Consider the following 26,611-nt stretch of genomic DNA (forward strand, 5'->3'; position numbering starts at 1 on the left):
CCTTTACCAGCGGCACTTGCAGCGAATTTACCCGGTGGTGGTGTTTTCCTTTGATGAACCCTATCGGGAAGAACCCCATCAGCATCGAGTGGAGTTTCCAGTCTCAAGGTGCTGGAGTTCAAATTTGCCTCGATTCAGGTGAATCGCCTCAACTGGCGGGATTACCTCAGTACGGCCAACCCGGTGGCCGCAGCGTTGAGGAGCAAGATTCGGATTTAACCGACTGATAGACCCCGGGTGAAAACRCAATGTCTGCGATTGCTGGCCACCCTGCGGTTGGAACCCGCCCGCATGCGGTTGATTTCCAGTTTTGTGGACACTTACTTGCCGTTGAATCCACAGGAGGAGCAGGTGTTTGAAGCTGAGATTGGTAGACTGGAGGAAAGGGAGCAGCGGGGCGTTATGGAGATTGTCACCAGTTGGATGCAACGAGGCATTGAACAGGGCATTGAACAGGGCATTGAACAGGGCATTGAACAGGGCATTGAACAGGGCATTGAACAGGGCATTGAACAGGGCGAACGCAAGCTCCTCCTGCGTCAACTCACCCAGAAGTTGGGTGCTCTACCCGATCGCACCATCGCCCAAATCCACACCCTGACCCTGGAGCAACTGGAAACCCTGGCACTGGCATTGTTGAACTTCTCGACGATCGCTGACCTGGAAGCATGGCTGGAGAATGTTGTCCTGTTGCCAGGAAGAACAGACGATCGCTCTTGAGTCTGGATGAATTATCCAGGCAAAGACTGGGTGCAAGCAAAAATAACTGTTCTCTGAACCAGGGCCAGGATAAGGCAACGGCCCTGTGACAGGCGATGCTGAACATGAAACAGAAGCATTCCAACCCCAGAGCCTGGGGGCTGATTAGGGGAGATGCAGGGCTACTGTAACTTTTGAAAAACATCAGTCATCAACTATATAGCTGAGAATTTATAATGTGGCCATAGAAATTTGGTGTCCCCCATGTCTCTCCATCCCTTGGGTACGACCAAACGCTCCGCTTCCATTCTTTCCCTGTTGATTCTCCTGATTGGCCTCAGCCCTGCCCTCTCTGCTACCATCCTGACCGAGCAGGTCCAACCCCCATCAGCCCTGCAACTGGCCCAGGCGCAAGACTCCCGCAAAGTTGAGGCTGACCAACTGCTGGACCAGGGAATTGAGCAGTACAACACCAGTCAGTTTGAAGCAGCCATGCAGTCCTGGCAACAAGCCCTCAACCTCTACCAGGAACTCAAAGACCGGCTGGGGGAGGGGAATGCCCTGGGCAATCTGGGCGTTGCTTACTTTTCTCTGGGCAATTATCCCAAGGCGATCGAGGTTCAGGAACAGAGTTTAGCCATTGCCCGGGAACTTAAAGACCGGTTGGGGGAGGGGCAATCCCTCGGCAATCTGGGCAATGCTTACGATGCTCTGGGCAATTATCCCAAAGCGATCGAGGTTCAGGACCAGCGTTTAGCCATTGCCCGGGAACTCAAAGACCGGCTGGGGGAAGGAAAAGCCCTCGGCAATCTGGGCAATGCTTACAAGGCTCTGGGGAATTATCCCAAGGCCATTGAGCTTCAGGAACAGAGTTTAGCCATTGCCCGGGAAATCAAAGACCGCCTTTGGGAGGGGCAATCCCTCGGCAATCTGGGCAATGCTTACTATGCTCTGGGCAATTATCCCAGGGCGATCGAGGTTCAGGAACAGAGTTTAGCCATTGCCCGGGAACTCAAAGACCGGCGGGGGGAGGGGAATGCCCTCGGCAATCTGGGTAATGCTTACTATTCTCTGGGCAATTATCCCAAGGCTATTGAGCTTCAGGAACAGAGTTTAGCCATTGCCCGGGAAATCAAAGACCGGCAGGGGGAGGGGAATGCCCTGGGCAATCTGGGACTTGCACGATTTAATGCTGGCCAACTCCCCCAGGCAGAACAGGATTTACTGGCTGCGATTGCAGTCTTTGAGTCCTTACGCGACAGGCTCACCGATAGCCAGAAGGTTTCCATTGCCGATACCCAATTCCAGGCTTACAACAACCTGCAACGAGTTCTGATTGCTCAAAACAAGGTGGGACCTGCCCTGGAGATTGCCGAACGGGGGCGGGCCAGGGCCTTTGCCGAATTGCTGGCAAAACGCACCCAGGGACAGGAAACACTCACAATTCAGCCCATCCAAATGGCCGCTATCCAGCAAGTCGCCAGGGAGCAAAAGGCGACGCTGGTGGAGTATGCCAATATTTATGATGAGCAACTCTTCATCTGGGTGGTGAAACCCACAGGTGAAGTAGTCTTCCGTCAAGTAGACTTCAAACCCCTGCAACAGCAGAAAACCTCTCTGGGTAATCTGGTGGCGGCGGCCCGATGCCTGGGGGCTGTAGGCTGTGAAGAGGCGATGGCCTCCAGGGGCAGCCAACCTGTGGCGTTCAACGTGGCCCAGGGCGATCGCCAATTTGGTAAAGCTCCTGTCACCACCATCAAGAACGAATACCTGCAACAGTTGCACAAGTTGTTGATTGCCCCGATCGCGGATCTGTTGCCCAAAGATCCGAACGAACGGGTGATCTTTGTGCCCCAGGGAAGGATGTTCCTGCTGCCCTTTGCAGCTCTCCAGGATGAACAAGGCAAGTATTTAATCGAGAAACATACGATCGCGGTGTCCCCTTCCATTCAGGTGTTGCAGTTAACCCACAAACAACGCCAATTTTCTACAAAGACAGGCAATGTTTTGCTGGTTGGTAATCCCAAAATGCCTTCTGTCATCTACAAACCAGGTGACCCCCCCGGAGACCTTCTGCCCTTACCTGGTGCTGAGCAGGAAGCCAAAGCCATTGCTAAACTGCTCAATGTGCCTGCATTAATTGGTGCTCAAGCGACGAAGGTAGCAGTGCTGAAACAGATGCCCCAGGCCCGGATCATTCATCTCGCCACCCATGGCTTATTGGATGACCTGGGTGGAGTGGGTGTGCCAGGGGCGATCGCCCTGGCTCCCAGTAGTTCCGCTCCGAATGATGGCCTGCTGACTGCTAATGAACTGCTAGATCTAAAACTGAAGGCGGAATTGGTCGTGCTGAGTGCCTGTGATACCGGCAAGGGCAAGATTACCGGGGATGGTGTGATTGGATTGTCTCGATCTCTGATCACAGCGGGTGTGCCCAGCGTCATCGTCTCCCTCTGGAAGGTGCCGGATGCCCCGACGGCTGAGTTGATGACGGATTTCTATCGCTATCTGAACCAGGGCCGGGACAAGGCGACGGCCCTGAGACAGGCGATGCTGGATACGAAACAGAAGTATCCCGACCCGATCGCCTGGGCACCGTTCGAGTTGATTGGAGAGGCAGAGTGAACCGCCGCCAGTCTAAATCCTGAAGCCTTCCCTGGGTTGCGATCGCCTACCGYTCCTGCCCTGCTAACCATGCCTCCAGGTGAGAGAGATGGGTGAAGTCTAACAGGGCTTCTCCTAAGGCTTCTAGCTGGGCCACGGATAATCCCTCAATCTGCCCTCGGCTGGCCTCTGGCAACTCTCCCAGACGGCGGTGCAGTTGGCGGAGGATCAGGGATCGGGCCTCTTCCTGACGACCTTCCTGGTGGCCTTCCTGACGACCCTGCTGCATGCCCCGCTCAAACCCAATCTCTTCAACGCTGGTAATGTATGGCACCTGACGTTCCTCCTCGTATGCCTTCAACTCCAACCAGAACCCCTGTTTCAGCCCTTCTGGCAAGATCATAACCCAATCAATAAACTTGAACAGATTCAGCACCTCTCGTCGATCGTATCCCGCTTCATACAACCGTCGAATCAGACTCAGTTTCCATTGCTGACGCGCCGTGGCATTCCGTTTGGTCTCCTGGGCCTTTAAGTGGGCCATGACCACCGTGGCAAAGGGGTTCTGACTGGCTTCCAACTCCGGCCAGCGGGTTTGGTAGTCCAGCAATTTGACCATGCCAAATTCAAAGCACAGATGGGTCAGGGGATAGGTAAACTCGTAACGTTCAGGTCGCCAATCGGTTCTGCGGTCACAGAGAATGGCCAGACTCACGGCAGGGTGACGAAATCGGTCAAAAATCCGCAGGGCATAGACAAACATGCGTTCTGGGAAATTTGCTTCAGGCTGAGCCTGCACCTCAACATGCAACAGCAAGAAGAGTGCTGGGCCGTTGTTGCGCCAGACTTTGACCAGCAGGTCTGCATACCGTTTGCCAGTTTCACTGTCCGGTGCAATCTGCTGAAACTCTTTATCTAAAAACTCAACGGGCTGCTGCCAGTCAATCAGGGGATGCAGTGAGGGGAAGAAAAAGGCGATCGCCTCTGGAAAGTAGTGGCGGAGGATTTCTTTCCAGGGAGAATCCTGGTCTGTAGGAACGGTCATTAGCAGACAAGGGGGGACAATGGTATGATTGTACCACTATCTTGTTCCCTGAGCTGAAGGCACAATCAGACCCGATCGCCTGGGCACCGTTTGAGTTGATTGGAGAGGCAGAGTGAACAGACTTTGTTAGAGCATCAATCTAAAAAATTCTGATTTGCAGGACCTGCTGACCATTCCCACATAGAACCCGCATAGTTCTGTGCTTGAAAACCAAGATCAACCAGAACTGAAGTTAACCAACCCGATCGCACACCTCCGGTGCAATATGAAACAATAATTGCATCAGATTTAATGTTGCGATCTTGCAACAGAGCCAGGATCTTGCCACGGGGCAACAGCTTACCTTCTACATCCAGTAATTCTTTGTAATGTAGGGAAATTGCTCCCGGAATATGACCACCCCGTTGTTCGCCGTAGGGTGTTGCTCCTGCAAATTCGCGAGGTTCTCGTGCATCAATGACAACAAGATTTTGCGTTGTAGCCAATCCTGTGCGCAGTTTTTCTTGAGTAATCTCCCAATCACTGACACGCTGAATGACAAAATCACCGGGTACTGCTGCGGCTTTTTGGGAAACAGTTCGGGTCATTGGCAAGCCAGTTTTAGCCAGGGCTGAATAGCCTCCATCCACCAACACCGTTTGTTGATGTCCTAATGTTCGTAGCATCCAGACAATTCGTCCATCCTCTCCCCACCCATTGAGCGGATCACCCACTACGACAACTGCTTTGTTAGAAAACACGCCAACATTACGTAATTGTTGAGTTAAGGCAAGTTCATCTTCTAATAGGTTGCCCTGATGAGGAAATTTTGATTGAGAAAACTGTTGCCAACTAATCCCGATCGCCCCTTGCAACATCCCATTTTTCTGAGAATTGCGATCGCGTACATCTAATATAACGGCTCCCTGTTCAATCAAATATTTCGCCTCAGCCGGACTGACAATCCATTGGGTTACTAATTGTGATGGTTGGACTACAACTGCATCGATCATCGAATCCAATGAAGTATTGTCATTGCGATTTGAGCGAGTCATGAATGAGTTGAAGGGATTATTGGTTAAAGTGGTAATGGCGATCGCTCCTAATAGGGCAATGGCGATAGTGATTGTTAGTTTAGATAATTTCATGCTCTGTCTTGCCCAATTGTCCCCTAAATTTTTAATGCCTCAAGCCATCTGTGGAACGCTGAGCATAGGGTGATCAAATGATATCGGATATCGCGCATTGCCATAGCAATCTCAATTGAGAGACGGGTCTAAATCTCTGTGGAGCCTATTCTGCCTCAGCGATCGCCCGTTAGAGTATCCAATGACCCAGTTCAAGGCTGATCTGAAAGCCCTCAGAATGCAATTGGATTAAGCATCCAAAGCCTAATCATTTAGAAACTTTCGATCTATCCATTGACTTGTGTTTGGGTATCAAGCTGTACTGTCTCAACCTTGAATTGAAGTCCCTTTCCCTCTGGGCTACTGTATACACATAATCCCCTCCTGGGAGGGGTAGGGGTGGGTTCAACACTCCTGCTCCCGTTCCTAGACCCACCCCGGCCCTGCGGGCCACCCCTCCCGAGAGGGGATTTCACACGAGTCTACTGACTTGAGCCAAACTTTTCAGAGATCTGTATACGCCGTAGCCCTCTGGGAGAGCAGGGACTATTTATTCTGGGAAGGTAAAGAGCTTGGGCAAGGGATCTCGATCGAGGCTCCAGAACCGTGCGATCGATCGCTGTCCCTGTCGCAGATCAGCCCAGGCGGTTTCGTCCCAGAGGGCAGGCGGGGGAGGAAAACTGTCTCTGGAAAATGAATAGTCCCTGCTCTGGGAGAGAGAGGGATTTAGGGCGAGGACAGCTATGGCTACAACCGTAGAAATGACCCACTAGCGGGATACGAAGCCGTGATTGACCAGCTTGGACAGATGTTAAATGAGATCGTAACGGAACCCGTACAGGAATAGGAGAAGTGTCGGCAAATTTCTGGTTTGATTCAGGACGTCTTCATCTCTCACTCATCAAACTGGCTTATACTTAAGCCGCTGCGAGCTATTAAACAACTCCGTGATCCTCAGCACCGCTGCCGTTACCCTTTACATCACCCGGATTACCCCAAAAAGCCATGAATCAAGCTATCGCATCTAAACACAAGCTATGACTCCTTCCATTAAAGAAGAGCCTGCCCTCCAACCCTTGGATGAACATAATCTATCCCTCATGGCCCATGTCCATCCAGCCGATTGGGTGAATCCCAAACCTGCGGATTCTTACGACCTGGTCGTGATTGGAGCGGGTACGGCTGGCCTAGTCGTAGCAGCGGGAGCAGCAGGATTAGGGCTGGGATTAAAAGTGGCTTTGATTGAAAAAAGCCTGATGGGGGGTGATTGCCTCAATGTGGGGTGTGTTCCCTCCAAATGTGTGATTCGCTCCTCACGGGTGGTGGCTGATATGCGAGAGGCAGAACCCTTTGGCATTCAACCCCCAGATCGGATTGACATCAACTTTCCGGCTGTGATGCAGCGAATGCGACGGATTCGGGCAGGTATCAGCCATCATGATTCAGTCCAACGGTTTAGCAAGTTGGGCATTGATGTATTTTTGGGAAGTGCTGAGTTTGCCAGTCGCGAGGCGATCGTCGTTAACGGCAGTCAACTTCGCTTTAAGAAAGCTGTGATTGCGACGGGTGCTCGTGCCACTCGCCCCAAAGTACCGGGTTTAGCTGAAGCAGGGTATCTCACCAATGAAACCGTCTTTTCGCTCACTGAGCCTCCAAAACGTCTTGCTGTGATTGGGGGTGGACCGATCGGCTGTGAACTGGCACAAGCCTTCCATCGGCTCGGTAGCGAAGTCACCCTATTGCACAAGCATGGACATTTGCTCGATCGCGAAGATGCAGAGGCAGCGGAAATTGTCCAAGAGCAATTCTTGAGAGAAAATTTGCATCTGATTTTGGATTGCTCCCTCGAAAAAGTGGAAGCAACTGATGCTGGAAAAGTAATCCACTATCGTCAAAACGGTGCCGTCAAGACTGTGGTTGTGGATGAAATCCTGGTCGGAGCCGGACGCACCCCCAATGTGGATGGATTAAATCTGGAAGCGGTTGGGGTGGAGTATGATGCTCGTCGAGGTGTGGTGGTTAACGATTATCTCCAAACCACGAACCCCCGCATCTACGCTGCCGGAGACATCTGCATGAACTGGAAATTTACCCATGCTGCCGATGCTGCCGCCCGCATCGTGATTAAAAATACCCTGTTTTCTCCCTTTGGATTAGGTCGCAGTAAGTTAAGCAATCTGATCATGCCCTGGGTCACCTATACTGATCCAGAAATTGCCCATGTTGGCTTATATGAACAGGAGGCTCAGGCACAAGGAATCGACACCAACATCATCCACATTCCCTTTTCAAGCGTCGATCGTGCCCTGGCTGATGGAGAATCCGAAGGGTTTCTCAAAGTCCTGCACAAGCGCGGTTCAGACGAAATTTTAGGAGCAACGATCGTAGCCCGTCATGCCGGGGAAATGATTAGTGAGATTACTGTCGCGATCGTCACCAAACAGGGACTCAACGCCCTTTCTGGAGTCATCCATCCCTATCCCACTCAGGCAGAAGCAATTAAAAAAGCGGCAGATACCTATCGACGAACGCTTTTAACACCACGCACAAAATCCTTCTTGAAACTGTTAACCAAATTTAGCTAGAGATCGATATCCCCTTGTGAACTCATCCAACCTGGATTCTATTCTCGTGATTATCCCAGTGCTGAATGAGGAAGCAACGATCGCTCAGGTGATTCAATCCCTGCAATTAATCGGCTTGTATCACATTCGAGTCGTTGATAATGGCAGTCAAGATCGCAGTGCAGATGTGGCATTCAAAGCGGGGGCAGAAGTTTTACATGAACCCCTTCCTGGCTATGGACGCGCTTGCTGGCGTGGTTTACAAGCAATGCCAGAGTCTATCCAGTGGATTTTGTTTTGTGATGGCGATGGCAGCGATGATGTGAGTGCGCTTAATCATTTCTTTTCATTTTGCGCTGTTTCATTAGAGCGGCAGAACCAACGCTATGATCTGATTCTTGGCGATCGCACCGCCACTGCTATGGGAAGATCTGCACTGACTCCTGTACAACGCTTTGGCAATGGATTAGCAACGACTTTGATTTGGTTCGGTTGGGGCTATCGCTATCGAGATTTGGGACCCCTGCGATTGATTCGCCGGTCTGCGTTAGAGCAAATCCAGATGCGAGACCGGGGCTTTGGCTGGACGGTAGAAATGCAGGTGCGGGCGATCGAGGGTGGATTACGCATTTGTGAGCTACCTGTGAATTACCACTGTAGGCAGGGCGGGCGATCAAAAATTTCTGGCACCATTCGTGGCAGCATCAGGGCTGGGATAGTCATCCTTGCCACTCTGGGTCGTTTGTATGGACGACGCTGGCTCCAGAAAATCAACGGAGGTAGCGTCATCAGGTGTTGAATTCAAAACCGTTTGACTTACTCTTGTTCTTCAGTTCATTTTTGTTGATTTTTGGAGCGTTGTTGCTCTCTCCCCATGGTAATGTTGCAGATATCCCAACATTACATAAATTTTGGGTCGCGTCTGGCGTAATGGGAGTAGGCTTCATCCTCTCATGGCGATTGAAGACTATTCCAGCTATCTGGTTTTGGGGCGTGGCGATCGCAACTCGCCTGCTCCTATTACCGATGAACCCCAGTGATGATATTTGGCGCTACCTTTGGGAAGGGTACATCCAGACACTAGGATTTAGCCCCTATCATTTTGCCCCCAATGCCCTTGAACTGGAACCCTACCGTACAGTGTGGTGGTCGCAGATTAATCATGCTGATGTTTCTGCCATTTACCCACCGATGACCCAACTCGGATTCTGGATGCTGGCAGCGATCGCCCCTAATCTATATCTGTTCAAAATTGCTTTTGTTCTACCAGATTTGTTGACTTGCGGATTGCTGAGCCGTCGCTTTGGTACTGTGCGATCGACCCTCTATGCCTGGAATCCCATGATCATCTACTCCTTTGCCGGAGGTGCGCATTACGACAGTTGGTTTATCCTGCCGTTGGTTGCTGCCTGGTTGATTGTGGATCAGGAGCCTTCTCTCCGCCGTTCATTTGATTGGATTTGGAGTGCATTATGGGTTGGCATCAGCATGGCGGTGAAATGGGTATCGCTGCCGATGTTGGGATTTTTAGTATGGCGTTCACGAAGTGTCTCTAAAGGAGAATCGCTCCGTCAACTTAAATTCTGGCAAGCTGTTTGCATTGTGATCATTGGTGCTTTACCAATAGTTCTAGCGGCACTGCCGTTTTGCCAATCCAGCGTTTGTCCCCTGATCCCCACAAGTTCTGTATTTGTATCCTATGGACGTAGTGCAGAGTTTATTCCTCACTTTGTAGCAAAAGTATGGCAACCTTCTCTACAAACCAATTCAATTTATGTATTCCCTCTCGCACTATTTGTCCTTTGGCTGGCGTTACGTGCAAGGCACTTCCAACAATTCGCTGAATGGTACTGGTTCGGATTGCTCACCATAACTCCGATTATTCATTTTTGGTATTTTACCTGGATAGTACCGTTTGCAGTACCGAGTCAAAATTGGGGAGTACGACTGATTAGTCTCTCTGCCTTTATCTACTTTGTGTTACCCTCCCGCGTCTCTGACTGGCGATTGACGGAACCAGAACGCCTTTTGCTATGGCTTCCTTTCATCCTGGGCTGGCTATGGACAATGATCTCCCACTCATCTAATTCTCATAAAAAATTTAGCTAGGGGTCAGGTTTCCAGCATCGAAATGCCTCATAACTGGATGTAATGTCTATTGTGCAAGCGATTGGTCATGCTAAGATCCAGCTCATTTCTTCTCATTGGAGCAATCGCCTTGCTTGCTGGTTGTACTCATACGCCTCCTTTGGCTCAGAACCAAAGCCCAACAACTCAGGCCACAGTAGCGTCATCAGTTCCCTTGTCCTATGAAGGTTATGGAACTGTTTTACGTACCTACGTCAATGCCGATGGCTTAGTAGATTACCCAGCCTTACAAGCCAATCCTCAGAGATTAAGAGATTTCATCACACAACTGAAATCGGTTGCTCCAGACACCTATGCCACCTGGAGCGAGAATGAGAAGATCGCGTTTCTAATCAATGCCTACAATGCCATCACGTTAGAATCGATCATCAATCAGAATCCTTTGAAGGGCAGCATCAAGGATATTTTCGGAGTATGGAATTTCAATAAACATATCGTGATGGGGCGATCGCTCACGTTAGACAATATTGAACATGATATATTGCGAAAAGACTTTCAGGAACCTCGTATCCACGCTGCCTTAGTTTGTGCGGCTATCAGTTGTCCACCGTTACGGCAAGAACCCTACACAGGCGAAAAGCTGGACGAACAATTGGATAACCAGGTTCGCAAGTGGCTTTCCAGTCCCAATGGCTTACAGATCGATCGCACTCAAAACCGAGTTGCCATTTCCTCGATCTTTAACTGGTTTGGTAAAGACTGGCAGGCACAGTATGGGATTCAAGGAAAGTTTACAGGAAGTGAAAAAGAGCGCGCTGTTTTGAATTTTATCAGCAACTATGTCAGTCCCAAAGACAAAGAATACTTAGCTCAGGGAAATTACAAACTGAGTTACCTGAACTATGACTGGTCACTCAACCGTCAGTAGGGGCTACCTTTAGCGTTTATCTCTTGCCATCCTGAACTCCTCTCAAGAACTGTATCTATGACTTATCTAGAAACCACTGCCCAATTCTATGCTGAAGCGGCTGAAACCCCTCAAGTTGGCTTGTGCTGTGTCAGCAGTTCACCCCTTCAACTACCGGGCTTGAACATTCCAGAGATCATGCAGCAGATGAACTATGGCTGTGGATCAACAGTCCATCCAACAGAATTATTTGGCGAACCCACTGTCTTGTATATCGGGGTTGGAGGGGGAATTGAAGCCCTGCAATTTGCTTATTTTAGCCGTCAACCAGGAAGGATAATTGCTGTCGATCCAGTTCCTGAAATGCGCAAAGCAGCTGCCCGCAACTTACGGCTTGCTGCACAAACGAATGATTGGTTCAATTCCGATTTTGTCAACATTCTGGCCGGAGATGCCTTTACGCTCCCAGTACCGGATAATTCAGTGGATGTCGTTGCCCAAAACTGTCTGTTCAACATCTTTGAGCCAGATGATCTTCAACGGGCATTATCGGAAGCCTATCGGGTATTGAAACCGGGGGGACGACTCATCATGAGTGACCCGATCGCCACCCGTCCGGTTCCACCTCATCTGCAAGAAGATGAACACTTACGCGCCCTTTGCTTATCAGGGGCACTGATTTATGACGAGTATATTCAGCACTTAGTTGCGATCGGGTTTGGACAGATCGAAATTCGTGCCCGTCGCCCCTATCGACTGCTGGATACGCAAACCTACAGCCTGGATACCCCTCTGTTACTAGAAAGCCTGGACTCTGTTGCATTCAAAGTGCCCATTCCTGAAGATGGTGCCTGCGTATTTACTGGAAAAACTGCGATTTACGCCGGTTCAGAATCCCTTTTGGATGATCAAGCTGGGCATCTCCTGCAACGAGGAATTCCTCTGGCAGTCTGCGACAAAACCGCTGCTAAGTTTGCCCTACAATTTCCCCAGGATGTGATCATTACCGATTCCACCTGGCACTACAACGGTGGCGGATGCTGCTGAAGGCCCTGATGATGAATCCAAATCCAATGCACCAAAATCGAGGGTTAAAAGCGATGTATGGGTTAGTCATGGGGACGATCGCGTTTTTTCTAGTCGCCTCCCCGGCGCTTGCCCAAAGTGCCGGAAGTTCAACCGGATTCAACCCACAAGACCTGCTGCGGAATGCCTTGCAGTGGACTGAAAGCTTAGGAATCATTGGCAGTATTGCTTTTATCGCCATCTATATCGTTGCAACAGTCGCCTTTTTACCCGGATCCATCCTGACTTTAGGCGCAGGTGTAGTCTTTGGGGTGATATTGGGGGCTGTTTATGTCTTTATTGGCGCAACCCTGGGTGCGATTGCCGCATTCCTGGTTGGGCGCTACTTGGCACGAGGCTGGATCAGCAAAAAGATTGAGGGCAATCAAAATTTTGCGGCGATCGACAAAGCAGTTGCTAAAGAAGGGTTCAAAATCGTTCTATTAACTCGGCTCTCCCCCGTTTTTCCGTTCAATCTCCTGAACTATGCCTTTGGCGTTACAGGGGTTTCTTTAAAAGACTATGCGCTGGGTTCGATTGGCATGATCCCTGGCACGGTCATGTATGTATACATCGGCTCTCTGGCCGGTGATCTCGCTAGAATCGGCACTAACAGTCAACCGACAAATCCTACCATCCAGTGGGCCATTCGCATCATGGGCTTTATTGCAACGGTTGCAGTCACAGTTTATGTAACCCGCATTGCTCGTAAAGCTCTGGCAGAGAGCGTTAGCGAGTAACCATGTCTGTATCTATTTCATTCCCTTTATCACAGTCACACGGTTCTATGTCTAGTCCAACCGCAACACTTTCACTCAAACAACGCCAGGCCGATCTATCCAGTTCACAACAGCAACAAGAGCTCCTACAGGCTATTGAACTCACACACACTTCATTCAATGGGGATTTTGATGCGGCCCTTGCATCTTGTGGCTGGAAAACTCTTACACCTGCCCAACTCGAAATTTTTCAGATCAATGTCGGGAAGCTTTGCAACATGACTTGCCGCCACTGCCATGTGGATGCAGGACCCGATCGCAAAGAAATCATGAGTCGAGAGACAATAGAGGCCTGCCTCCATGCTCTTGATCAAACAGAAGCCCATACCGTCGATTTGACTGGGGGTGCGCCCGAACTCAATCCTCACTTCCGCTATCTAGTGGAACAGTGTGTTGTGCGAGGTAAGCACGTCATCGATCGTTGCAACCTTACAGTACTCCTCCTCCCAACCATGGAAGACTTACCTGCTTGGTTAGCAGAGCGAGGAGTAGAAGTGGTTTGTTCTCTTCCCCACTACCGTCAACGCAATACAGATGCCCAACGGGGTCATGGTGCCTTTGAACAATCCATAACAGCGCTCAAGAAACTGAATGCAGCAGGATATGGTCAAGCTGATCCCAATCGCCAACTTACCCTAGTGAGTAATCCTGTGGGGGCATTCCTGTCTGCTCAGCAATGCCAACTAGAACGAGAGTGGAAAACTGGTTTACAAAAGCATCATGGTATTACTTTTGATCGCCTAATCACCATCAATAACATGCCCATTTCCCGCTATCTAGAATGGCTGGAACAATCTGGCAATTTACAAACTTATATGGAATTGCTGGTGAATGCGTTTAATCCAGGAACAATCCCTGGATTGATGTGTCGCAACACCCTATCTATTTCCTGGGATGGTCACCTATTTGATTGTGACTTTAATCAAATGCTGGAACTCGAACTTCAACAACCGGGCAACCCACGTCCTCACATTCGCGATTTTGACCTTGATCAACTGGCAAAGCGACATATCGTCACAGGTCGTCACTGCTTTGGTTGCACCGCAGGATCTGGGAGTTCTTGTGGGGGGTCGATCACCTCATGTCAGTAGGTATCTGTAGGATCTTCTGCACTCAACTGAATCACACCGATTAAGCTTTGAGTCCAGGATCGAGTCTGACAAACGAATTTAGCCCTTCCTAACAACTCTCTACTTATTGTAAAGTGCTGCTGGCGGTTTTAGTCTCAAACTGCCTCTCACCGAGAATCTCAAGCCATCACAGCTTTGAACACTAGCAGATGGGCTATCAGTTATGTCCCAACCAAGGAACGAGCGGCATGACGGCACAGCTCACCGGACGCAGACAACCTTTGCAACATAACCGATAATACTGTAGTTCGGGTACAGTGCGGTTGTTAACTTCCGAACTAACTATGACTATCTACTTGGAGGTAGGAGTTCTGGGCTGAAAAAGAGTAGTGCAAGAAGGGGAAATACTCTAGCACCTAGCCCATGGAAAACAAGGCGCGCAGGTAGGCAATGGCTCCCGTTCTTGTAAAAAATCAAGAACGATATTGGTATCAATCAGAACTGGCATTACTGATACTTCTCGGTAAGATAGGTTACATAATCCGCTTGGGGATTACTTTCCCCTGTAACTGCCGAAATCTTAGCAATACCCCGTAAACGAGACAGGTTTCTTCTGTTTGGATGAGGATTCGATTCCTGCCTTAAGGAATCTAAAAGAATCTGTACCAATTGCCAGCGATCGCCAATCGGCAACTGTAATGCCTGATTTTGTAGCTCTTGTAACGTCATCAGCCTTTCCCCAGCAACTCTTAGATTGCTGTTGTCTCTATGAATCTGGAAAGCACCTCTAGTGAGCAATCTCGCGTCATCTAACTTTGAATGCTGACAGACAATCTTTCGGCTACGCCTCAACCGAGAACGAGCGGCATAACAGTTGCGGTCGGCGACTGCTAGTAACCTTAGACTCAGCACCAATGGATTTCTTCAGTCCACTGCACCGCAATTGTTGTACTGCGCGGTTATGGAAACAAATTCAGACGAATCCATAGTTGTCGTGCTGAAACTTGAGCAGAACTGTTCATCTCCAAATATTCCACAGTAACCTCACCAATGGGACTTACCCCTACAACTTCGCCAGATTCAACATTGATTTGGAAATGCTCATCCCAATGGTCTTCCCGTGGATGAAAAAAACGGGCTTCTACGTTAGAACGAGAGGACAATCCACTGATATGATTGCCTTTTCGCAGATTGCAGGAGCGACAAGCAAGGGCTAAATTGGCATCATCGTCGGAACCTAGCCGAGAAAGTGGAGCAATATGCTCCACCTCAAACGGGAAATTGAAAACCACTTCGGGAGCCTTACAATATTCACAACGATGATTTGCGCGTTGAGCGATCGCTGTGTAGTAAGGATTCATGAGTTTCCTTACTGCATCAACACCGAAGTACGGGCTGTTGCCGCTTGCAGTTCCAATTCAACTAAGCGATTCAACTCTGCTTGTTGTTCTGGTGGCAGTTCCTGTCCTTGATCTCTTGCTGAGCGCCATAAGTTCATCAATTCTGATAACCGTTCCTGCTGTTCAGCACTGAAAAATGGGTCAGGACGAAAGCTTTGGATAACCAGTAGCGCACTGAATTCAATCTCATCCAACTGAGCAGTTAAGGCATCCAGAGCTTGCCCTGCGGTTTTACCGACAGAACACTTGTCCCCTGCGATAGCTCGATAGGCTCTTTCACCATTAACATCAGAGATTGGCAAGATAGCTACTGTAGTCATGATTCTGGCTCAAATCACTTGACTTAAATTATAGCTTTACCTAACTCCCATGACCTCTTGAGGCAGCGCAGCAGCAATACCAGGCGATTTAGCTAACTTCCAACAGATAACTTGGCTGTACCGTCACCACCAAAAGATTGAGCAGTACAACGTTACCCATCACTCGCCGCAGACAACCCGTGCATCATAACCGAGCAACTCTCGGCAGTCGGTGTGCATGGGCGCTGTTAGCTATCGTCTGTTACCTGTAAATAGCGATTGCTTAGTACTGGCTAAAACCTGTTGATGTTGGATTTCGTGACTCAACCCAACCTATGAGATTTGCGATTGCACCATAGCACAAAATCAGCAATCCTGCTCTGCTCATCTTTTAGGTTACACAGACGTTTTGTCACCCTGTCGCTGAACAGGAAGCTCAATCACAAATTTTGTTCCTTCACCCAGTTGGGAATCACAATACAAGTTTCCACCATGTTTCTCCACAACAATTTGACGAGCGATTGCTAACCCCAGTCCAGTTCCTTTACCGACCTCTTTAGTCGTAAACGATTGATCAAAAACACAAGCTTGCACATCCGCTGTCATTCCAGTTCCATTATCTGTAATGGAAATTAAAACCTTTTGCCCATCTTCAGACCGTTCTGTGCGAATTGTGATTCGATGAGGATTGGCTTTCAGCATTTCAACACTACGCTTCTGCTGCGCTTCTTCCACAGCATCGATCGCATTTGCCAGTAAATTTAGAAAAACTTGATTCAGTTGCCCAGCGTAACATTCAATCGTCGGTAGAGCTGCATACGTTTTCATGACTTCAATTTCAGGTCGTGCCTCATTTGCCTTGAGACGATGTTTAAGGATCAAGAGTGTACTATCAAGACCTTCATGAATGTTGAAAAGAACTGGACGATCAGTATCTGTCCGGGAAAAGATTCGTAAGCTGGTGCTGATATGTTTGAGACGGTTCACGCCTTCCTGCATAGAACCAAGCAACTTCGGTAAGTCTTCCCGCAAATACTCCAGATCAATTGCCTCCATCTCAGCACAAATGTCTGGGTCAGTTGCAGGGTATTTCTCCTGATATAAGTCAATTAAGCCAAACAAATCCTGTACGTAGTCTTTTGCAGGAAGCAGATTACCTGCGAGAAAACCTACAGGATTATTAATCTCATGGGCAACCCCTGCTACAAGATTGCCTAGAGCTGACATCTTTTCAGATTGAATCAGTTGCAGTTGCGTCTGTTGCAGTTGCTGAAACGCTTGTTCCGCTCGCTCTTTTTCTTGATACAGCGCGACAGTGCGTTCTTGTACACGCACTTCCAGGGTTTGATTGATCTGCTCCAGCAACCGTTTTGCTTCTTGTAACTCCAGTTCCGCGTGTTTGCGAAGGGTAATATCGGTTGCCAACAGTGAGTACTGGCTGACAATTCCCTCTGAAGCACGGACTGGTTGTCCATCCAGGATTAACCATGATTGGGTTAGGTTGCTTTCTGGTTGATAGGCAAACTCAAATTTAAAGCTTTCGCCTTTAATGAGTTGCTCTCGAATGTAGGTCTGTTGTGGCAGGTGTTGGGCATTGTGAGCGAGAACTTGGAAAAACTTTTGCCCGATCAGCGTCTCAAGGACTTGATTGTTGAACAAGCAGAATGCTTGATTTGCCCATAACAATCGTCCAGACCGATCAATCAGTGCCATGAGTAAATCTTCGCGGTCAGCAAGCGCCTGCGCTATTGCTATCGGAAATTCGACCATAGGAGTTTAATCAAGAATTGTTGACGCAAGTCACAGAGCGTCCCGTCTGCCTGCAACATACGCTAACAAAATACGACCGATATCGTCACGGATTTGGCGAAACACCACCAGTTTTTCTTCTTCCGTGCCTTCTGCTGTAGCAGGGTCTGGAAAGCCAAAGTGATGTCGGTTGGTTGAAGCAGGTAAGATCGGACAACTCTGGTCCGCATGGCTACAGACCGTGATCACGGTATCAATGGGTTCATCAAAGAAAGCATTTAGGTGTTTGCAAGTATTCTCAGAAATATCAATCCCAACTTCTGACATCACTTTAATTGCTAATGGATGGACCTCAGCAGCAGGGTTCATGCCTGCGCTTTGAGTATCAAATAAGTCGTCAGCTAGTTCCCGCAAAAAACCCTCTGCCATTTGGCTGCGACAGGAATTGCCCGTACAAAGAATGATTAGACGAGGTTTCATAGCGGAGAAGAGATAGGACTGTTTAGCAGAGCGGAGTTAGAATCGTTGCCTTTATCGTTAAGCAACCTCACGTTAGAGTACCCAAAACTTCTGAGAGATGAATAACTTAAAGCTAAAATTCCACGATTGGAGCCTCTGGATATATAGCTAACGTTCCGGTTGAGCGGCTGCCAGCCACCTTTGCATCCACAGCGGAGACTTTCGGCAGTCCGCTGCGACCGGGTTGTTATGCTGCGGATTTACCTACCATGCTACGCTTTGTAGACTCTCCACTTCTTGGAAATGGGCATCTCGTGTTACCAGAATCAGATCATGCTGTAGTGCAAGGGCTGCAATCCAGATGTCATTCTCAGGCAATGGGCGACCTTTGAGCCTCAAGTTATTCTTAACTTCGCCATATTGGCGAGCTGTTTGAGCGTCACATACCAATATTGTGCTGCCAGCAACTAATTCATCCACTCTTGCTAAGTTTGCTTCAACTCGTCCTGACTTTCTGGCTCCGTAACACAACTCGCCAATGACAATGCTTGGAATGAAAACTTCACTGGCTTGAGCAAGATTGTCTTTGACGATCGCCTCATCCGCAAAAAGCGCAATAACGATATTGGTATCGAGCAAAAACCTACCACTCATCGACATTTACCCGCTCACAATCTCGCTCGATCGCCTCACGCATCAACTGAAGCTCATCAGAGGGAATTGAGCCAGCAAAACGTAATAATTGCTGCCCTGGTGTGCCTCGAATTTCTGCTTTTACCAGCGATCGAACGAACTCAAGCACCTGCCTTTGCAAGGGCTGAGGCATAGCTTTCAACTGTTCAACGACCTCGTCGATGATAGGAATGTTCATATTACCCTCCTTGCTACCATCCTACATCGCTTACTCAGAGAGCGGTAGAAGAGCAGCCTTTAATGCTGACCGACGGTTATAGGAACTGCGTTCACCAGGAACTTCAGCCGCATAACGGCCTGGAGTTCAACGGCGGCTAACAAACTTTCACTCACCGGGAGCGATCGCCCACCCATCCACTACAATCGCCTCATTAAAATACATCAGAAGATCGTCCGCCCGTCCGCTGCCATGACCTGGTGGACCACATCAGAAGATCGCCCACCCATCCATGACAGCGTAACCTTTCAATCCGAATCCGAATGACTGAAGGGGTAGTTGCTACATCAAGCGCTAGCAGTGCATGAAAATCTGCATCAAGAGTAACAACGACACGCTCCTCGTCTCTAGCTCGCTGGATAATGTCTGCATCTTCAGCTTCAGACATCCCGATTTCACCCACATGAATCGTGTCGATGTTTGCATCCCGTAACAACGCTGCCGCAGAGAGTGGCAATCCCTGATCAAGCAACAGTTTCATACCGATTAGAAAGCTCAATGATGCGATCGTCCAAGTAAGAAGAGGCAAAAATTAAAGCTTGCCGGATATCTTCGTCCTCCAGTTCTGGAAACTCTTGATGTAATTCTTCTCGATCAGGATAAGTTGCGAGTAGCTCAATCACCCGACGAACCGTAAGGCGAAGGTTACGGATGCAAGGTTGCCCATTCATCCGGTTTGGATTGCTCGTAATACGATCGAGTTTCATTAGAGTACTTCCAACGTTTCGTTATCATTTTAACCTTCAATGAGGATAAGCCATACCTGCAATACAGGCTCCACATATCCATTCTCCATCGTCATATAACCCGTCTCCCATGCTGTCTTTGCGCCCACAACTAGAACAAGTCAGTAACCTCGGTTGGGGAGCTTTTTTCTTCTGGTCAAGGTAAGAAGTGGGAGGATGACGCAATGTGGGAGGAACTGCAAACTTGCCACAATTTGAACACCACTGACCGCCATTGTGTTCAATTGTCTGCGTGGTTTTACATTTGGGACATAGATTGGACATAGTGGCTCGCTTATCTCTGTACAGCTACTTAACCTGAGTTACCATTTCTGGAAGATGTCTAACGTTCCCAATCACCCGCCGCAGACGAACTCTCGAACTCAATGAAAGGACTTGAAACGGTCGGTGCGCAACGGGATTGTTATGCTGCCATGTTAATCGCCGCTAATCTCCACCAACCTTTCGCCAGAACGCAGCAACTCTAGAGCTTCCGGCAAAACTGAACTCAAAACTTCTCTTAACTGAGCGTTGGATGTATTTCCACAAGTCAACCAAATGATTTGTGGTGGTGCGCCAAGTCGGTCAACCAGATCCACAAAGTCGCTGTCTTTGGTCATGAATATGACTCCTTGAGCTTTTGCCGCCTCAAAGATTTCCGGATCTTCAGCATCTCTTAGTCCCAAATCCCGTAAAGCTACGGCTGTTACACCAAATGTACTGGTAATCCAGGTCGCGATCTCAGGTGAAAGGTGTGCATCAATCCAAATCGTTGTCATGCGACCAATACAGGATGATTGAGTTTACGCGAAGCATAGGCAAGTGCTGCTTTCAAATCATCCATTTCCAGATCGGGCAGTTCTTCCAAAATTTGTTCAGCACTAAGCCCTGCTACAAACAGATCCAAAATATCAGTCACTCGAATTCTCATACCACGAATGCAGGGGCGACCGCCGCACTGTCTGGGGTTGACTGTGATTCTTTCAAGTAAATTTGTCATATGAAACGGCTCCCTAAAGGTTGACAAACATCATCCATATCGAACACTGATTCTGAACCGTGAGCAGTGGAAGAATTTGCTTTTCTAAGAAGTAAGCGAAATCAGTGCTCAAAAGCTAAAATCCTGGATTAACTCTTACTGGTAGAGCTTTTTGAACTTCCGATTCAACATATTGATCACGGATTTTCGTGAGATTATTTTTATAATCGTTAGCACTATACAGATTTAGCATTAAGCTGATTTCATTACCTTTATAAGGGTGATACTCCAGTTTCGCAGAGATCCAAGCAGTCTTCAATTGTTGACCCCACACAGGACTGTAATATGAGTCTGGCACTTCAGGAGATTCGCTACTAGGCTTTCCGTATTTGGACAAAAGTTGCTGTTTCAAACTAGCAAAAGCTGATTTTCCTGCGCCGCGAAAATATTGTTGGAGAGACAGTTCAGTGAGTCTCATAGCACCAATACTCGTTGTCAAATCTTCCAAGAAATCTGCCTTGATGAAGTAATCTGCCCCTACAACGGTGATCCCCCACACGCACTTTTTGAAATTGCCCACTGGTTGACGTGTTCTAGTGGACTGGTTTTGTACCCGATAAGCAATCAATCCGTCAGCGCAATAACCTTCCGACTTAGTGGAATGTTCAGTAAATCGGTTTGGATACTTCGTCAGCAAGATCTTTTCTACCTGCTCAGGAGTCATGCCAAGCTTGATGCCAGTAATGTCAAAATTGGTAGGATCAGTTTGGGCAAAACTTTTAGTGGCTAAAAGAATTGTGCATGGAACCAAAATTAGAAACTTGATCCATCTCATTTGAGTTAAATTCCTTTAGGAGTAGAAGGTTTGCAATGTGAAGTGATTGCGTTCGAGACGACAATGCCCTCACAAATAATTGAAGGCCGCATAACGGTTCTGGTCAGCGGTTGCCAGGGACTTTGCAACTCCACAAGTGGCTTCAGTCAATCCGCTGCACCAGGATTGTTAGGCTGTGTCACTGTTGTAGCTTGCGGCATCGACTCAATTAACGCCCTTAACACCTTATTGACCGACTCTGGCGTTGTGAAAACTCGAGCGACATCTTCATCTAAAACCACAACTTTTAACAGTTGCGTCCCATCACTAGCAGCAAAACGATTGGGTTTCGCCTTCTTGTAATCAAAGTGGTACTCAGGTAGAAGCTCATCATCTAGACTGTGGGACTCTTCAAAAGGCGTTTTGCTCATAATCTTCACGCTCTCTTCGAGTGGCTAAACGGGCACTGATAATGCGAATGGCGTTAGGACGTTCGGTAAAAGAGATCAACAGCAAGCGATTTTCTGGGAGTGCCCAATAATAATCTCTCGCCTCTCACCCTCTGAATGAGCCTCATCATCAAAAATAACTGCCAGCGCATTATCAAAGACGGTCTCAGCTTCCTTAAAACTGACACCGTGCTTCTTCAGGTTAGCCGTTGCTTTTGACTCATCCCACTCAAACTCCATGCCCAAATCATAGCTGATTGCTAGCAATACGGGGCAAAGAGGCTTGGAATGCACCCCACTAAGAATTCCAAAAACTGCCCTACCGATCGCCTCGAAGCATCTGAACCTCAAACACCAACAGATAGCCTCGCAGGTATGTCTCTAGAGATAACTTGGACAGCCTAACGATCGTGCTCACCGGATGCAGATGACTTCTGCCACTCAACCGACCATACCAAAGCGTTCCGGTGCAGCACGATCGTTAGCTGGCGAGGCTACCCCAGACACTGAAATCCTTTTTCACCCTTCAATTTCCCGTCGAAGCTTATGGTCTCTGTGCAACCCGCCTGTCGAGATACTGCCCCAATCAGGTAATCAGAAAAATCAGCCTTACCCTGCTTATATCGTTGCAGCGCCTGGTCAACTGTTGATCGATCTTCAAATTCAAAAGCCGCACTATGCAACATGGACTCTAAAACACTAATGATCTCGTCTTTGCGAAAACCATAGTTTGCTCCCCTGAGCACCCAAACCAGCTCACATAAAACGATATTGGTGATAAAGCAAGGCTGATTCTGTTGAATAACGGTAGCGGCCTGCTGCCATTGCGGCTCATCATCTCTGGTGAGGTAGCGAACAAGGATATTGGTATCAAGTCCAATCACTCGCGCCCTCAGAGATGGCTGTTTCCATATCCTCAAGGGACGCTCGTTGAATGCCGGGTCGGTGGAGGATACCGGATAGAGTTTCTACCGCAACATTGAGGGGAAAGATTTTGACCTGACCGTCTTCGTCAATGACAAACTCGACGCGACTCCCACTCACCAGCTTGAGATGCTGCCGAATTTCGTCGGGAAGCGTAATTTGTCCGGTATCGGTAACTGTTGTACTGAGCATAGCTAAGATGGCTGCAAGTGAGCTTATACCAAGATTTTAACTGGTGTGAAACCTGTTTTTTCTAGGAAGCTCTTATCTGCTAAAGTCTACAAGTCTTGACGCGAGAGAAGAGATGCGCCCAATCTGAAACGAAAAGCCCCACACGCAAAGACTTGTCACCGTCACCGAACCGCGTCGTCAATGTTGGGAGGTGTCCCTGAGGTGCAACCGTCTCGAAGGAGGGATTGATCCACCCAGATCCCATCCCCAGGAAGCTCTCTTTTCTCCATCCCACGGTAAAACCAAACCTCGTCATATTATTAAGGAATCCGGATGGGCTACCGCAGCTTTGCCAAATTTCCTTTTGCACACTAAAGCCAAATTTCCCCTGGCTGTACTTCACCCACAGGCGATCAATGTTGCGTAGATCCAGACAGGGAAACTGCTCGATATCTTCTACTCGTAGCCAGCCTTTGATTTGCCGATCCATCACTCTACACATGCGCTCGGAAGTTTCCTGATCAGATGCTTTCCAGTCTTGGGCGGCTAGCAGATCGCGCAGTTTGGCATAGTAGTTGACCCCAAATCGTTCTGAACTGAGGTCATCTTGATCTGGCAGGGGTTGATTAATAGCATTTGTTCGCTGTTTACGCTCAGTTGCAGGCTGTTCCTGCTGTCTGCGTTCGGCTGCAGGCTGCTCTTGCTGCCTTTTCTCTGCTTGTTGCCGCTGATACTCCGCCTCCTTGGACGTTACCAGCGGTTGTTCAATCTGTGTGACTATTTCATCGCTTAAGCCCAGAGATTCCTGAAATCATTTCAAGCCTTCTCGGACAAATGTGTCCAGCGGATATCCTGCTGCGAGCGCCCGACTAAACTCTTGCTCATAACGTTGCCGTCGTCGGGTTTCTTCCTGTTGCTGCTGCTCTTGTTTCGACTGCCTTTCAAGAGATTCTGCATAGCCCTCTAAGTCATTATCCAAAGCAACCCGCTCAATCGCAGCCACGTCCTCTGGCTTTAGTCGCAGATGTGCCCGATAGTCCCTCAAGTCGTCGATCGTGCGTGAACTCAACGATGGTTCACGTTCCAAACACTGGCGCAGAATCTCTTGATATTCTTGCTGCTTGCGCTGATATTCCCGATGGGGCTTCAGCACCTCCGCTTCGATCGCTTCTGCCTCAGCCTCCAAAAGTCCCAGTTCGGTACGAAGCGCCATCAATAGCCTCTTTGCTGGGATCGTAAACTCCGCTGCTGTTGCCCTGCGCTCTGCCTCTTTACGGTATTTCAGCTTGGGGTCATCCTGGGGCGATCGCGCTATCCGAATCCGAAAGCCCTCATCCTTGAGTGTAATCAGGGTTGGACTCATGACTGGAGAAGTTTCCTTCACTTTACGTCCCGCATAGCGGTGCAGTTCATCAACAGTGATTATCCCATCGCCGTCTTCATCAGCGGCACCAGTGGCAATCCCTTCCACCAGATAGCGGGTATAGATGGACCGATCCGCACCCTTTTCCTCAAAGGAGTACGGCACTGGTGGAGGTCAGCACCACTCGCCCTTCGGCTCCCAGTTGCTCTTTCAGGGAAATTTCACCATCATCCCGCGCTACCCACTCGCCAAAGGCTCCGCTAAAGCAGCAATCGAGGATGAGCACTTGATATTTGGCTTTACAGGCACGCATCCAGTCATGGATGAACCGGGCGGCGGTGGCGGTGGAAGTTAGCAGGCGATCGCGCTGCTTTTCGGTGTTGCGGGCAGCAAAGTAGAGATCGCGGCGATCGTCCCTAACCCCATGACCGGAAAAGAACAAAAGTACTAAATCCTCTGGTTGCCGATTCTGAAACCACAACTCAATTTCTCGCGCCATCTCCGGTTGCGTGGGGTTAATCAGTGGTTTTGCTTCGTCAAAGCCGCCCATTTGGGGATTCAGCAACACATCCCGCAGCGCTGCCACATCCTTGGGAGCCGCTGGTAGAGGTTGTAGCCCTTCACCATAGGTATCAACGCCGATTAAGAGTGCATACTTTCCCATGATCTGGCTCTACAGAGCTATGGCTGGGTTTCAGGCTGAGTCTGCTGTTCCCGTATCTTAACCCGCAGATTTGCCAACCGCTCGATGGTATTCGCCGCCTGATCCAACTCTTGTTTGTTGCGATACTCAATGTTGTAGGTCATGCCGTCCATTTCGCCAGACAGGGTCAGGGTTTTGCCATAGCGCAGGTTTCCCAGGTAGTCCATCACCCTGCCCAGATTCTTACGGTTAATTTCAGTCGTGAGAACTCCAATGAGAAATGCTGCTATCCCAGACTTGGCTGCCTCTGGAATATCCTCATCGCGAGCTGGACAGGCAGATTGCACCAGGTCGCCAGACTCCATTTCATTGACAATAGTGAGCAAAAAGCTTTCCAGATCGGCGCGATCCAGATCCAGACCAGCTTCGCTAAAGTCAATTAAAACGGAACATAATTCGGGCATGGCAACTGTTGATAAATAGGTTGACTCTCAGCCCATCATAAATTATCCAGATGCAAGAATTTCACGCTAGGATGTGGTTTTGTGTGTATCTAAGAGAGCAATTTTGAAGACTGACAGAAAATTCTCAGCAGTGTCTCCACCAACCATCTAAGCCAGCTAACGGTGAAGTTGTGCGGCGGCATACAACCTCGAACTCTCACCGATAACCTCTGTACCGTCCGCACCAACGCAGTGTTAGGGAGCTGATTGTAACAACCTGATAAAGCCCTCCTGCTCAAAATGTCGATCAGTGGTCAATGCCTCCGTCTTTCCACGTTGACGCATCAAAACAAAACTAACTGCATCACACAACGAATAAGTTTTGTCTTGCCGTTCCATCAACAGTTTCATGGCTTCTCGATGCAGTTGCTCATCTACCCAAACTACTTCGATATCTGGATTATCAAGCAAGTCCATCACAAATGCCAGCACCGCAGGACGAGGAAACCGACGTATCAATGCCAAAGCAATCAACTCAGCTAAAACATAACTATGGGTCAAAAACTTCTTGTTGGTGCTGCTGAGAAACTGCACCGCTTCTTGATGCTGTGGCTCATTTTGATGGATATAACACAGTAATCCTGATGTATCTAAAAGCACAAACTAACCTTATCCTTCGTACTCACTTGCATAAGCTCTTGCAAGATCAGCCTCAATGCTCTCATTATCTATGCCTGTTGAATAGCCAAGACTAATTACCCCAGCATGGCTCCTAAATCTTTGTCGAGCTTCTTCTTGCTGTTCTACTGAGTGCAAAACTTTACTGAAACCACTGCTTTGATAACTGACTACAGCAACAATCCACTCTGCAATAGACAGACCTACAGCATTAGCCTTCTGCTGTAAATCTGCATAAACCTCATCACTTATTTCTAGAGTTAGCTGCTGACTCATGGGTACTGAAGGTTTTGACAGGTTTATCAATAATTATAACGTTTGTTCCATAGCTCGATGAAATGCCTTTGGGCTTGATGCTGACAGACACGATTGATGTACTGTCTCCACCAAAAGGTTAAGCTGTCGGGTAAAGGGACAGGTTTTATGTATAGCCTATCCCCTCCCCTCAGAACCGCGCATACGACTTTCACCGTACACGGCTCAAGCAATGTCTTGAAATTCAATGTCTCCGATTCTTAACAACCCTTACGAGTTGCCCTGACGGTTACGTTTACAAACCGAAGCCTGTACCTAACTTTTCCCGCCAGTTGAGTTTCATCTCACCTACATTCAAGCTATCACCTGTCCTATGTCTGCACCCTTTCGGGTTGAGCAAAAGCCCTATCCGTCGCGTTATGG

General features: G+C 48.7%; 33 protein-coding genes. 9 read left to right on the plus strand and 24 right to left on the minus strand.

Features of this window, described 5'->3' with window-relative positions:
- Window positions 1-237 precede the first annotated feature (237 nt).
- Window positions 238-720 (plus strand): DUF4351 domain-containing protein, encoded by a 483-nt coding sequence (locus BST81_RS09190; protein WP_075598253.1) that lies wholly within the window; start codon window positions 238-240, stop codon window positions 718-720.
- 243 nt (window positions 721-963) lie between these two features.
- Window positions 964-3,324, plus strand: coding sequence for a CHAT domain-containing tetratricopeptide repeat protein (locus BST81_RS09195; RefSeq protein ID WP_075598254.1), 2,361 nt, complete (start codon window positions 964-966; stop codon window positions 3,322-3,324).
- A gap of 46 nt (window positions 3,325-3,370) precedes the next feature.
- On the opposite strand, the gene BST81_RS09200 is transcribed toward BST81_RS09195, so the two are convergent.
- Together BST81_RS09200 and BST81_RS09205 are read right to left on the minus strand one after the other, a co-directional pair.
- Complete coding sequence (locus BST81_RS09200; protein WP_075598255.1) at window positions 3,371-4,348, minus strand: DUF4351 domain-containing protein; 978 nt, start codon at window positions 4,346-4,348, stop codon at window positions 3,371-3,373.
- A 134-nt stretch (window positions 4,349-4,482) separates the two neighbouring features.
- A complete protein-coding gene (locus BST81_RS09205; protein ID WP_253188183.1) occupies window positions 4,483-5,475 on the minus strand; it encodes a rhodanese-like domain-containing protein in 993 nt (330 codons plus the stop codon).
- 1,016 nt (window positions 5,476-6,491) lie between these two features.
- Between BST81_RS09205 and BST81_RS09210 the strand changes: the two genes are divergently transcribed.
- The 7 genes from BST81_RS09210 to arsS all read left to right on the plus strand — a co-directional run bounded on the left by BST81_RS09210 (window position 6,492) and on the right by arsS (window position 13,948).
- Entirely contained in the window at window positions 6,492-8,039 is a 1,548-nt protein-coding gene (locus BST81_RS09210; protein WP_075598256.1) for a mercuric reductase, read from the plus strand.
- 16 nt (window positions 8,040-8,055) lie between these two features.
- Window positions 8,056-8,817, plus strand: coding sequence for a glycosyltransferase family 2 protein (locus BST81_RS09215; protein WP_075598257.1), 762 nt, complete (start codon window positions 8,056-8,058; stop codon window positions 8,815-8,817).
- Window positions 8,811-10,127 carry a hypothetical protein gene (locus tag BST81_RS09220; RefSeq protein WP_075598258.1) on the plus strand — a complete coding sequence of 439 codons (1,317 nt, stop codon included), beginning with the start codon at window positions 8,811-8,813 and terminating at the stop codon, window positions 10,125-10,127. The genes BST81_RS09215 and BST81_RS09220 overlap by 7 nt, the downstream gene beginning before the upstream one ends.
- 67 nt (window positions 10,128-10,194) lie before the next feature.
- Entirely contained in the window at window positions 10,195-11,034 is an 840-nt protein-coding gene (locus BST81_RS09225) for a DUF547 domain-containing protein (protein ID WP_075598259.1), read from the plus strand.
- Between the two features lie 57 nt (window positions 11,035-11,091).
- On the plus strand, window positions 11,092-12,060 hold the full coding sequence (gene arsM, locus BST81_RS09230; RefSeq protein ID WP_075598260.1) for an arsenosugar biosynthesis arsenite methyltransferase ArsM: 969 nt from the start codon (window positions 11,092-11,094) through the stop codon (window positions 12,058-12,060).
- Window positions 12,061-12,068: 8 nt separating this feature from the next.
- Window positions 12,069-12,818 carry a TVP38/TMEM64 family protein gene (locus BST81_RS09235; protein ID WP_075598284.1) on the plus strand — a complete coding sequence of 250 codons (750 nt, stop codon included), beginning with the start codon at window positions 12,069-12,071 and terminating at the stop codon, window positions 12,816-12,818.
- A gap of 47 nt (window positions 12,819-12,865) precedes the next feature.
- Window positions 12,866-13,948, plus strand: coding sequence for an arsenosugar biosynthesis radical SAM (seleno)protein ArsS (gene arsS, locus BST81_RS09240; protein ID WP_075598261.1), 1,083 nt, complete (start codon window positions 12,866-12,868; stop codon window positions 13,946-13,948).
- A 486-nt stretch (window positions 13,949-14,434) separates the two neighbouring features.
- Here arsS and BST81_RS09245 read toward each other — a convergent pair whose 3' ends face one another.
- The 22 genes from BST81_RS09245 to BST81_RS09355 form a co-directional block, all read right to left on the minus strand.
- On the minus strand, window positions 14,435-14,656 hold the full coding sequence (locus BST81_RS09245; protein WP_075598262.1) for a hypothetical protein: 222 nt from the start codon (window positions 14,654-14,656) through the stop codon (window positions 14,435-14,437).
- Between the two features lie 230 nt (window positions 14,657-14,886).
- Window positions 14,887-15,288 carry an HNH endonuclease gene (locus tag BST81_RS09250; RefSeq protein WP_075598263.1) on the minus strand — a complete coding sequence of 134 codons (402 nt, stop codon included), beginning with the start codon at window positions 15,286-15,288 and terminating at the stop codon, window positions 14,887-14,889.
- A gap of 8 nt (window positions 15,289-15,296) precedes the next feature.
- Complete coding sequence (locus tag BST81_RS09255; protein WP_075598264.1) at window positions 15,297-15,647, minus strand: hypothetical protein; 351 nt, start codon at window positions 15,645-15,647, stop codon at window positions 15,297-15,299.
- Window positions 15,648-16,022: 375 nt separating this feature from the next.
- Complete coding sequence (locus tag BST81_RS09260; protein WP_075598265.1) at window positions 16,023-17,396, minus strand: ATP-binding protein; 1,374 nt, start codon at window positions 17,394-17,396, stop codon at window positions 16,023-16,025.
- 30 nt (window positions 17,397-17,426) lie between these two features.
- On the minus strand, window positions 17,427-17,855 hold the full coding sequence (locus tag BST81_RS09265) for an arsenate reductase ArsC (RefSeq protein ID WP_075598266.1): 429 nt from the start codon (window positions 17,853-17,855) through the stop codon (window positions 17,427-17,429).
- 243 nt (window positions 17,856-18,098) lie between these two features.
- Complete coding sequence (locus tag BST81_RS09270; protein WP_253188186.1) at window positions 18,099-18,473, minus strand: type II toxin-antitoxin system VapC family toxin; 375 nt, start codon at window positions 18,471-18,473, stop codon at window positions 18,099-18,101.
- A gap of 4 nt (window positions 18,474-18,477) precedes the next feature.
- The gene (locus tag BST81_RS09275; protein WP_075598268.1) at window positions 18,478-18,705 is read right to left on the minus strand and encodes a hypothetical protein; all 228 of its coding nucleotides are present in this window, start codon (window positions 18,703-18,705) and stop codon (window positions 18,478-18,480) included.
- Between the two features lie 193 nt (window positions 18,706-18,898).
- Complete coding sequence (locus BST81_RS09280; RefSeq protein ID WP_075598269.1) at window positions 18,899-19,225, minus strand: DUF5615 family PIN-like protein; 327 nt, start codon at window positions 19,223-19,225, stop codon at window positions 18,899-18,901.
- Window positions 19,209-19,451 (minus strand): DUF433 domain-containing protein, encoded by a 243-nt coding sequence (locus BST81_RS09285; protein WP_075598270.1) that lies wholly within the window; start codon window positions 19,449-19,451, stop codon window positions 19,209-19,211. The genes BST81_RS09280 and BST81_RS09285 overlap by 17 nt, the downstream gene beginning before the upstream one ends.
- Before the next feature lie 455 nt (window positions 19,452-19,906).
- A complete protein-coding gene (locus BST81_RS09290) occupies window positions 19,907-20,248 on the minus strand; it encodes a DUF5615 family PIN-like protein (RefSeq protein WP_075598271.1) in 342 nt (113 codons plus the stop codon).
- Complete coding sequence (locus BST81_RS09295; protein ID WP_075598272.1) at window positions 20,245-20,469, minus strand: DUF433 domain-containing protein; 225 nt, start codon at window positions 20,467-20,469, stop codon at window positions 20,245-20,247. The genes BST81_RS09290 and BST81_RS09295 overlap by 4 nt, the downstream gene beginning before the upstream one ends.
- 115 nt (window positions 20,470-20,584) lie before the next feature.
- Window positions 20,585-21,283 (minus strand): hypothetical protein, encoded by a 699-nt coding sequence (locus BST81_RS09300; RefSeq protein WP_075598273.1) that lies wholly within the window; start codon window positions 21,281-21,283, stop codon window positions 20,585-20,587.
- 146 nt (window positions 21,284-21,429) lie between these two features.
- On the minus strand, window positions 21,430-21,693 hold the full coding sequence (locus BST81_RS09305) for a hypothetical protein (RefSeq protein ID WP_075598274.1): 264 nt from the start codon (window positions 21,691-21,693) through the stop codon (window positions 21,430-21,432).
- A 75-nt stretch (window positions 21,694-21,768) separates the two neighbouring features.
- A complete protein-coding gene (locus tag BST81_RS27425; RefSeq protein WP_075598275.1) occupies window positions 21,769-21,951 on the minus strand; it encodes a BrnT family toxin in 183 nt (60 codons plus the stop codon).
- A gap of 254 nt (window positions 21,952-22,205) precedes the next feature.
- Window positions 22,206-22,595: a type II toxin-antitoxin system VapC family toxin gene (locus BST81_RS09320; RefSeq protein ID WP_083636754.1), complete on the minus strand. Its 390-nt coding sequence runs from the start codon at window positions 22,593-22,595 to the stop codon at window positions 22,206-22,208.
- Complete coding sequence (locus BST81_RS09325) at window positions 22,582-22,827, minus strand: AbrB/MazE/SpoVT family DNA-binding domain-containing protein (protein WP_075598276.1); 246 nt, start codon at window positions 22,825-22,827, stop codon at window positions 22,582-22,584. The genes BST81_RS09320 and BST81_RS09325 overlap by 14 nt, the downstream gene beginning before the upstream one ends.
- Before the next feature lie 79 nt (window positions 22,828-22,906).
- A complete protein-coding gene (locus tag BST81_RS28770; protein ID WP_083636755.1) occupies window positions 22,907-23,605 on the minus strand; it encodes a GUN4 domain-containing protein in 699 nt (232 codons plus the stop codon).
- Window positions 23,606-23,617: 12 nt separating this feature from the next.
- Window positions 23,618-24,334 (minus strand): hypothetical protein, encoded by a 717-nt coding sequence (locus BST81_RS09335; protein WP_075598278.1) that lies wholly within the window; start codon window positions 24,332-24,334, stop codon window positions 23,618-23,620.
- Complete coding sequence (locus BST81_RS09340) at window positions 24,318-24,833, minus strand: caspase family protein (RefSeq protein WP_075598279.1); 516 nt, start codon at window positions 24,831-24,833, stop codon at window positions 24,318-24,320. Before BST81_RS09340 ends, BST81_RS09335 begins: the two co-directional genes overlap by 17 nt.
- 17 nt (window positions 24,834-24,850) lie before the next feature.
- Window positions 24,851-25,276, minus strand: a complete 426-nt coding sequence (locus BST81_RS09345) for a hypothetical protein (protein WP_075598280.1) — start codon at window positions 25,274-25,276, stop codon at window positions 24,851-24,853.
- 234 nt (window positions 25,277-25,510) lie between these two features.
- Window positions 25,511-25,915, minus strand: a complete 405-nt coding sequence (locus tag BST81_RS09350; RefSeq protein WP_075598281.1) for a PIN domain-containing protein — start codon at window positions 25,913-25,915, stop codon at window positions 25,511-25,513.
- Between the two features lie 9 nt (window positions 25,916-25,924).
- The gene (locus tag BST81_RS09355; RefSeq protein ID WP_075598282.1) at window positions 25,925-26,209 is read right to left on the minus strand and encodes a hypothetical protein; all 285 of its coding nucleotides are present in this window, start codon (window positions 26,207-26,209) and stop codon (window positions 25,925-25,927) included.
- Window positions 26,210-26,611: the final 402 nt, after the last annotated feature.

This window comes from Leptolyngbya sp. 'hensonii' (genome assembly GCF_001939115.1).
In the GTDB taxonomy this organism is placed as follows: domain Bacteria; phylum Cyanobacteriota; class Cyanobacteriia.

Excerpts from the sequence above, each read along its gene's own strand:
- BST81_RS09195 (WP_075598254.1), top strand. The coding sequence starts at position 964 with ATGTCTCTCCATCCCTTGGGTACGACCAAACGCTCCGCTTCCATTCTT.
- BST81_RS09205 (WP_253188183.1), bottom strand. The coding sequence starts at position 5,475 with ATGAAATTATCTAAACTAACAATCACTATCGCCATTGCCCTATTAGGA.
- BST81_RS09210 (WP_075598256.1), top strand. The coding sequence starts at position 6,492 with ATGACTCCTTCCATTAAAGAAGAGCCTGCCCTCCAACCCTTGGATGAA.
- BST81_RS09225 (WP_075598259.1), top strand. The coding sequence starts at position 10,195 with ATGCTAAGATCCAGCTCATTTCTTCTCATTGGAGCAATCGCCTTGCTT.
- arsM (WP_075598260.1), top strand. The coding sequence starts at position 11,092 with ATGACTTATCTAGAAACCACTGCCCAATTCTATGCTGAAGCGGCTGAA.
- BST81_RS09235 (WP_075598284.1), top strand. The coding sequence starts at position 12,069 with ATGATGAATCCAAATCCAATGCACCAAAATCGAGGGTTAAAAGCGATG.
- arsS (WP_075598261.1), top strand. The coding sequence starts at position 12,866 with ATGTCTAGTCCAACCGCAACACTTTCACTCAAACAACGCCAGGCCGAT.
- BST81_RS09245 (WP_075598262.1), bottom strand. The coding sequence starts at position 14,656 with ATGACGTTACAAGAGCTACAAAATCAGGCATTACAGTTGCCGATTGGC.
- BST81_RS09250 (WP_075598263.1), bottom strand. The coding sequence starts at position 15,288 with ATGAATCCTTACTACACAGCGATCGCTCAACGCGCAAATCATCGTTGT.
- BST81_RS09255 (WP_075598264.1), bottom strand. The coding sequence starts at position 15,647 with ATGACTACAGTAGCTATCTTGCCAATCTCTGATGTTAATGGTGAAAGA.
- BST81_RS09260 (WP_075598265.1), bottom strand. The coding sequence starts at position 17,396 with ATGGTCGAATTTCCGATAGCAATAGCGCAGGCGCTTGCTGACCGCGAA.
- BST81_RS09265 (WP_075598266.1), bottom strand. The coding sequence starts at position 17,855 with ATGAAACCTCGTCTAATCATTCTTTGTACGGGCAATTCCTGTCGCAGC.
- BST81_RS09275 (WP_075598268.1), bottom strand. The coding sequence starts at position 18,705 with ATGAACATTCCTATCATCGACGAGGTCGTTGAACAGTTGAAAGCTATG.
- BST81_RS09280 (WP_075598269.1), bottom strand. The coding sequence starts at position 19,225 with ATGAAACTGTTGCTTGATCAGGGATTGCCACTCTCTGCGGCAGCGTTG.
- BST81_RS09285 (WP_075598270.1), bottom strand. The coding sequence starts at position 19,451 with ATGAAACTCGATCGTATTACGAGCAATCCAAACCGGATGAATGGGCAA.
- BST81_RS09290 (WP_075598271.1), bottom strand. The coding sequence starts at position 20,248 with ATGACAACGATTTGGATTGATGCACACCTTTCACCTGAGATCGCGACC.
- BST81_RS09295 (WP_075598272.1), bottom strand. The coding sequence starts at position 20,469 with ATGACAAATTTACTTGAAAGAATCACAGTCAACCCCAGACAGTGCGGC.
- BST81_RS09300 (WP_075598273.1), bottom strand. The coding sequence starts at position 21,283 with ATGAGATGGATCAAGTTTCTAATTTTGGTTCCATGCACAATTCTTTTA.
- BST81_RS09305 (WP_075598274.1), bottom strand. The coding sequence starts at position 21,693 with ATGAGCAAAACGCCTTTTGAAGAGTCCCACAGTCTAGATGATGAGCTT.
- BST81_RS27425 (WP_075598275.1), bottom strand. The coding sequence starts at position 21,951 with ATGGAGTTTGAGTGGGATGAGTCAAAAGCAACGGCTAACCTGAAGAAG.
- BST81_RS09325 (WP_075598276.1), bottom strand. The coding sequence starts at position 22,827 with ATGCTCAGTACAACAGTTACCGATACCGGACAAATTACGCTTCCCGAC.
- BST81_RS09340 (WP_075598279.1), bottom strand. The coding sequence starts at position 24,833 with ATGGGAAAGTATGCACTCTTAATCGGCGTTGATACCTATGGTGAAGGG.
- BST81_RS09345 (WP_075598280.1), bottom strand. The coding sequence starts at position 25,276 with ATGCCCGAATTATGTTCCGTTTTAATTGACTTTAGCGAAGCTGGTCTG.
- BST81_RS09355 (WP_075598282.1), bottom strand. The coding sequence starts at position 26,209 with ATGAGTCAGCAGCTAACTCTAGAAATAAGTGATGAGGTTTATGCAGAT.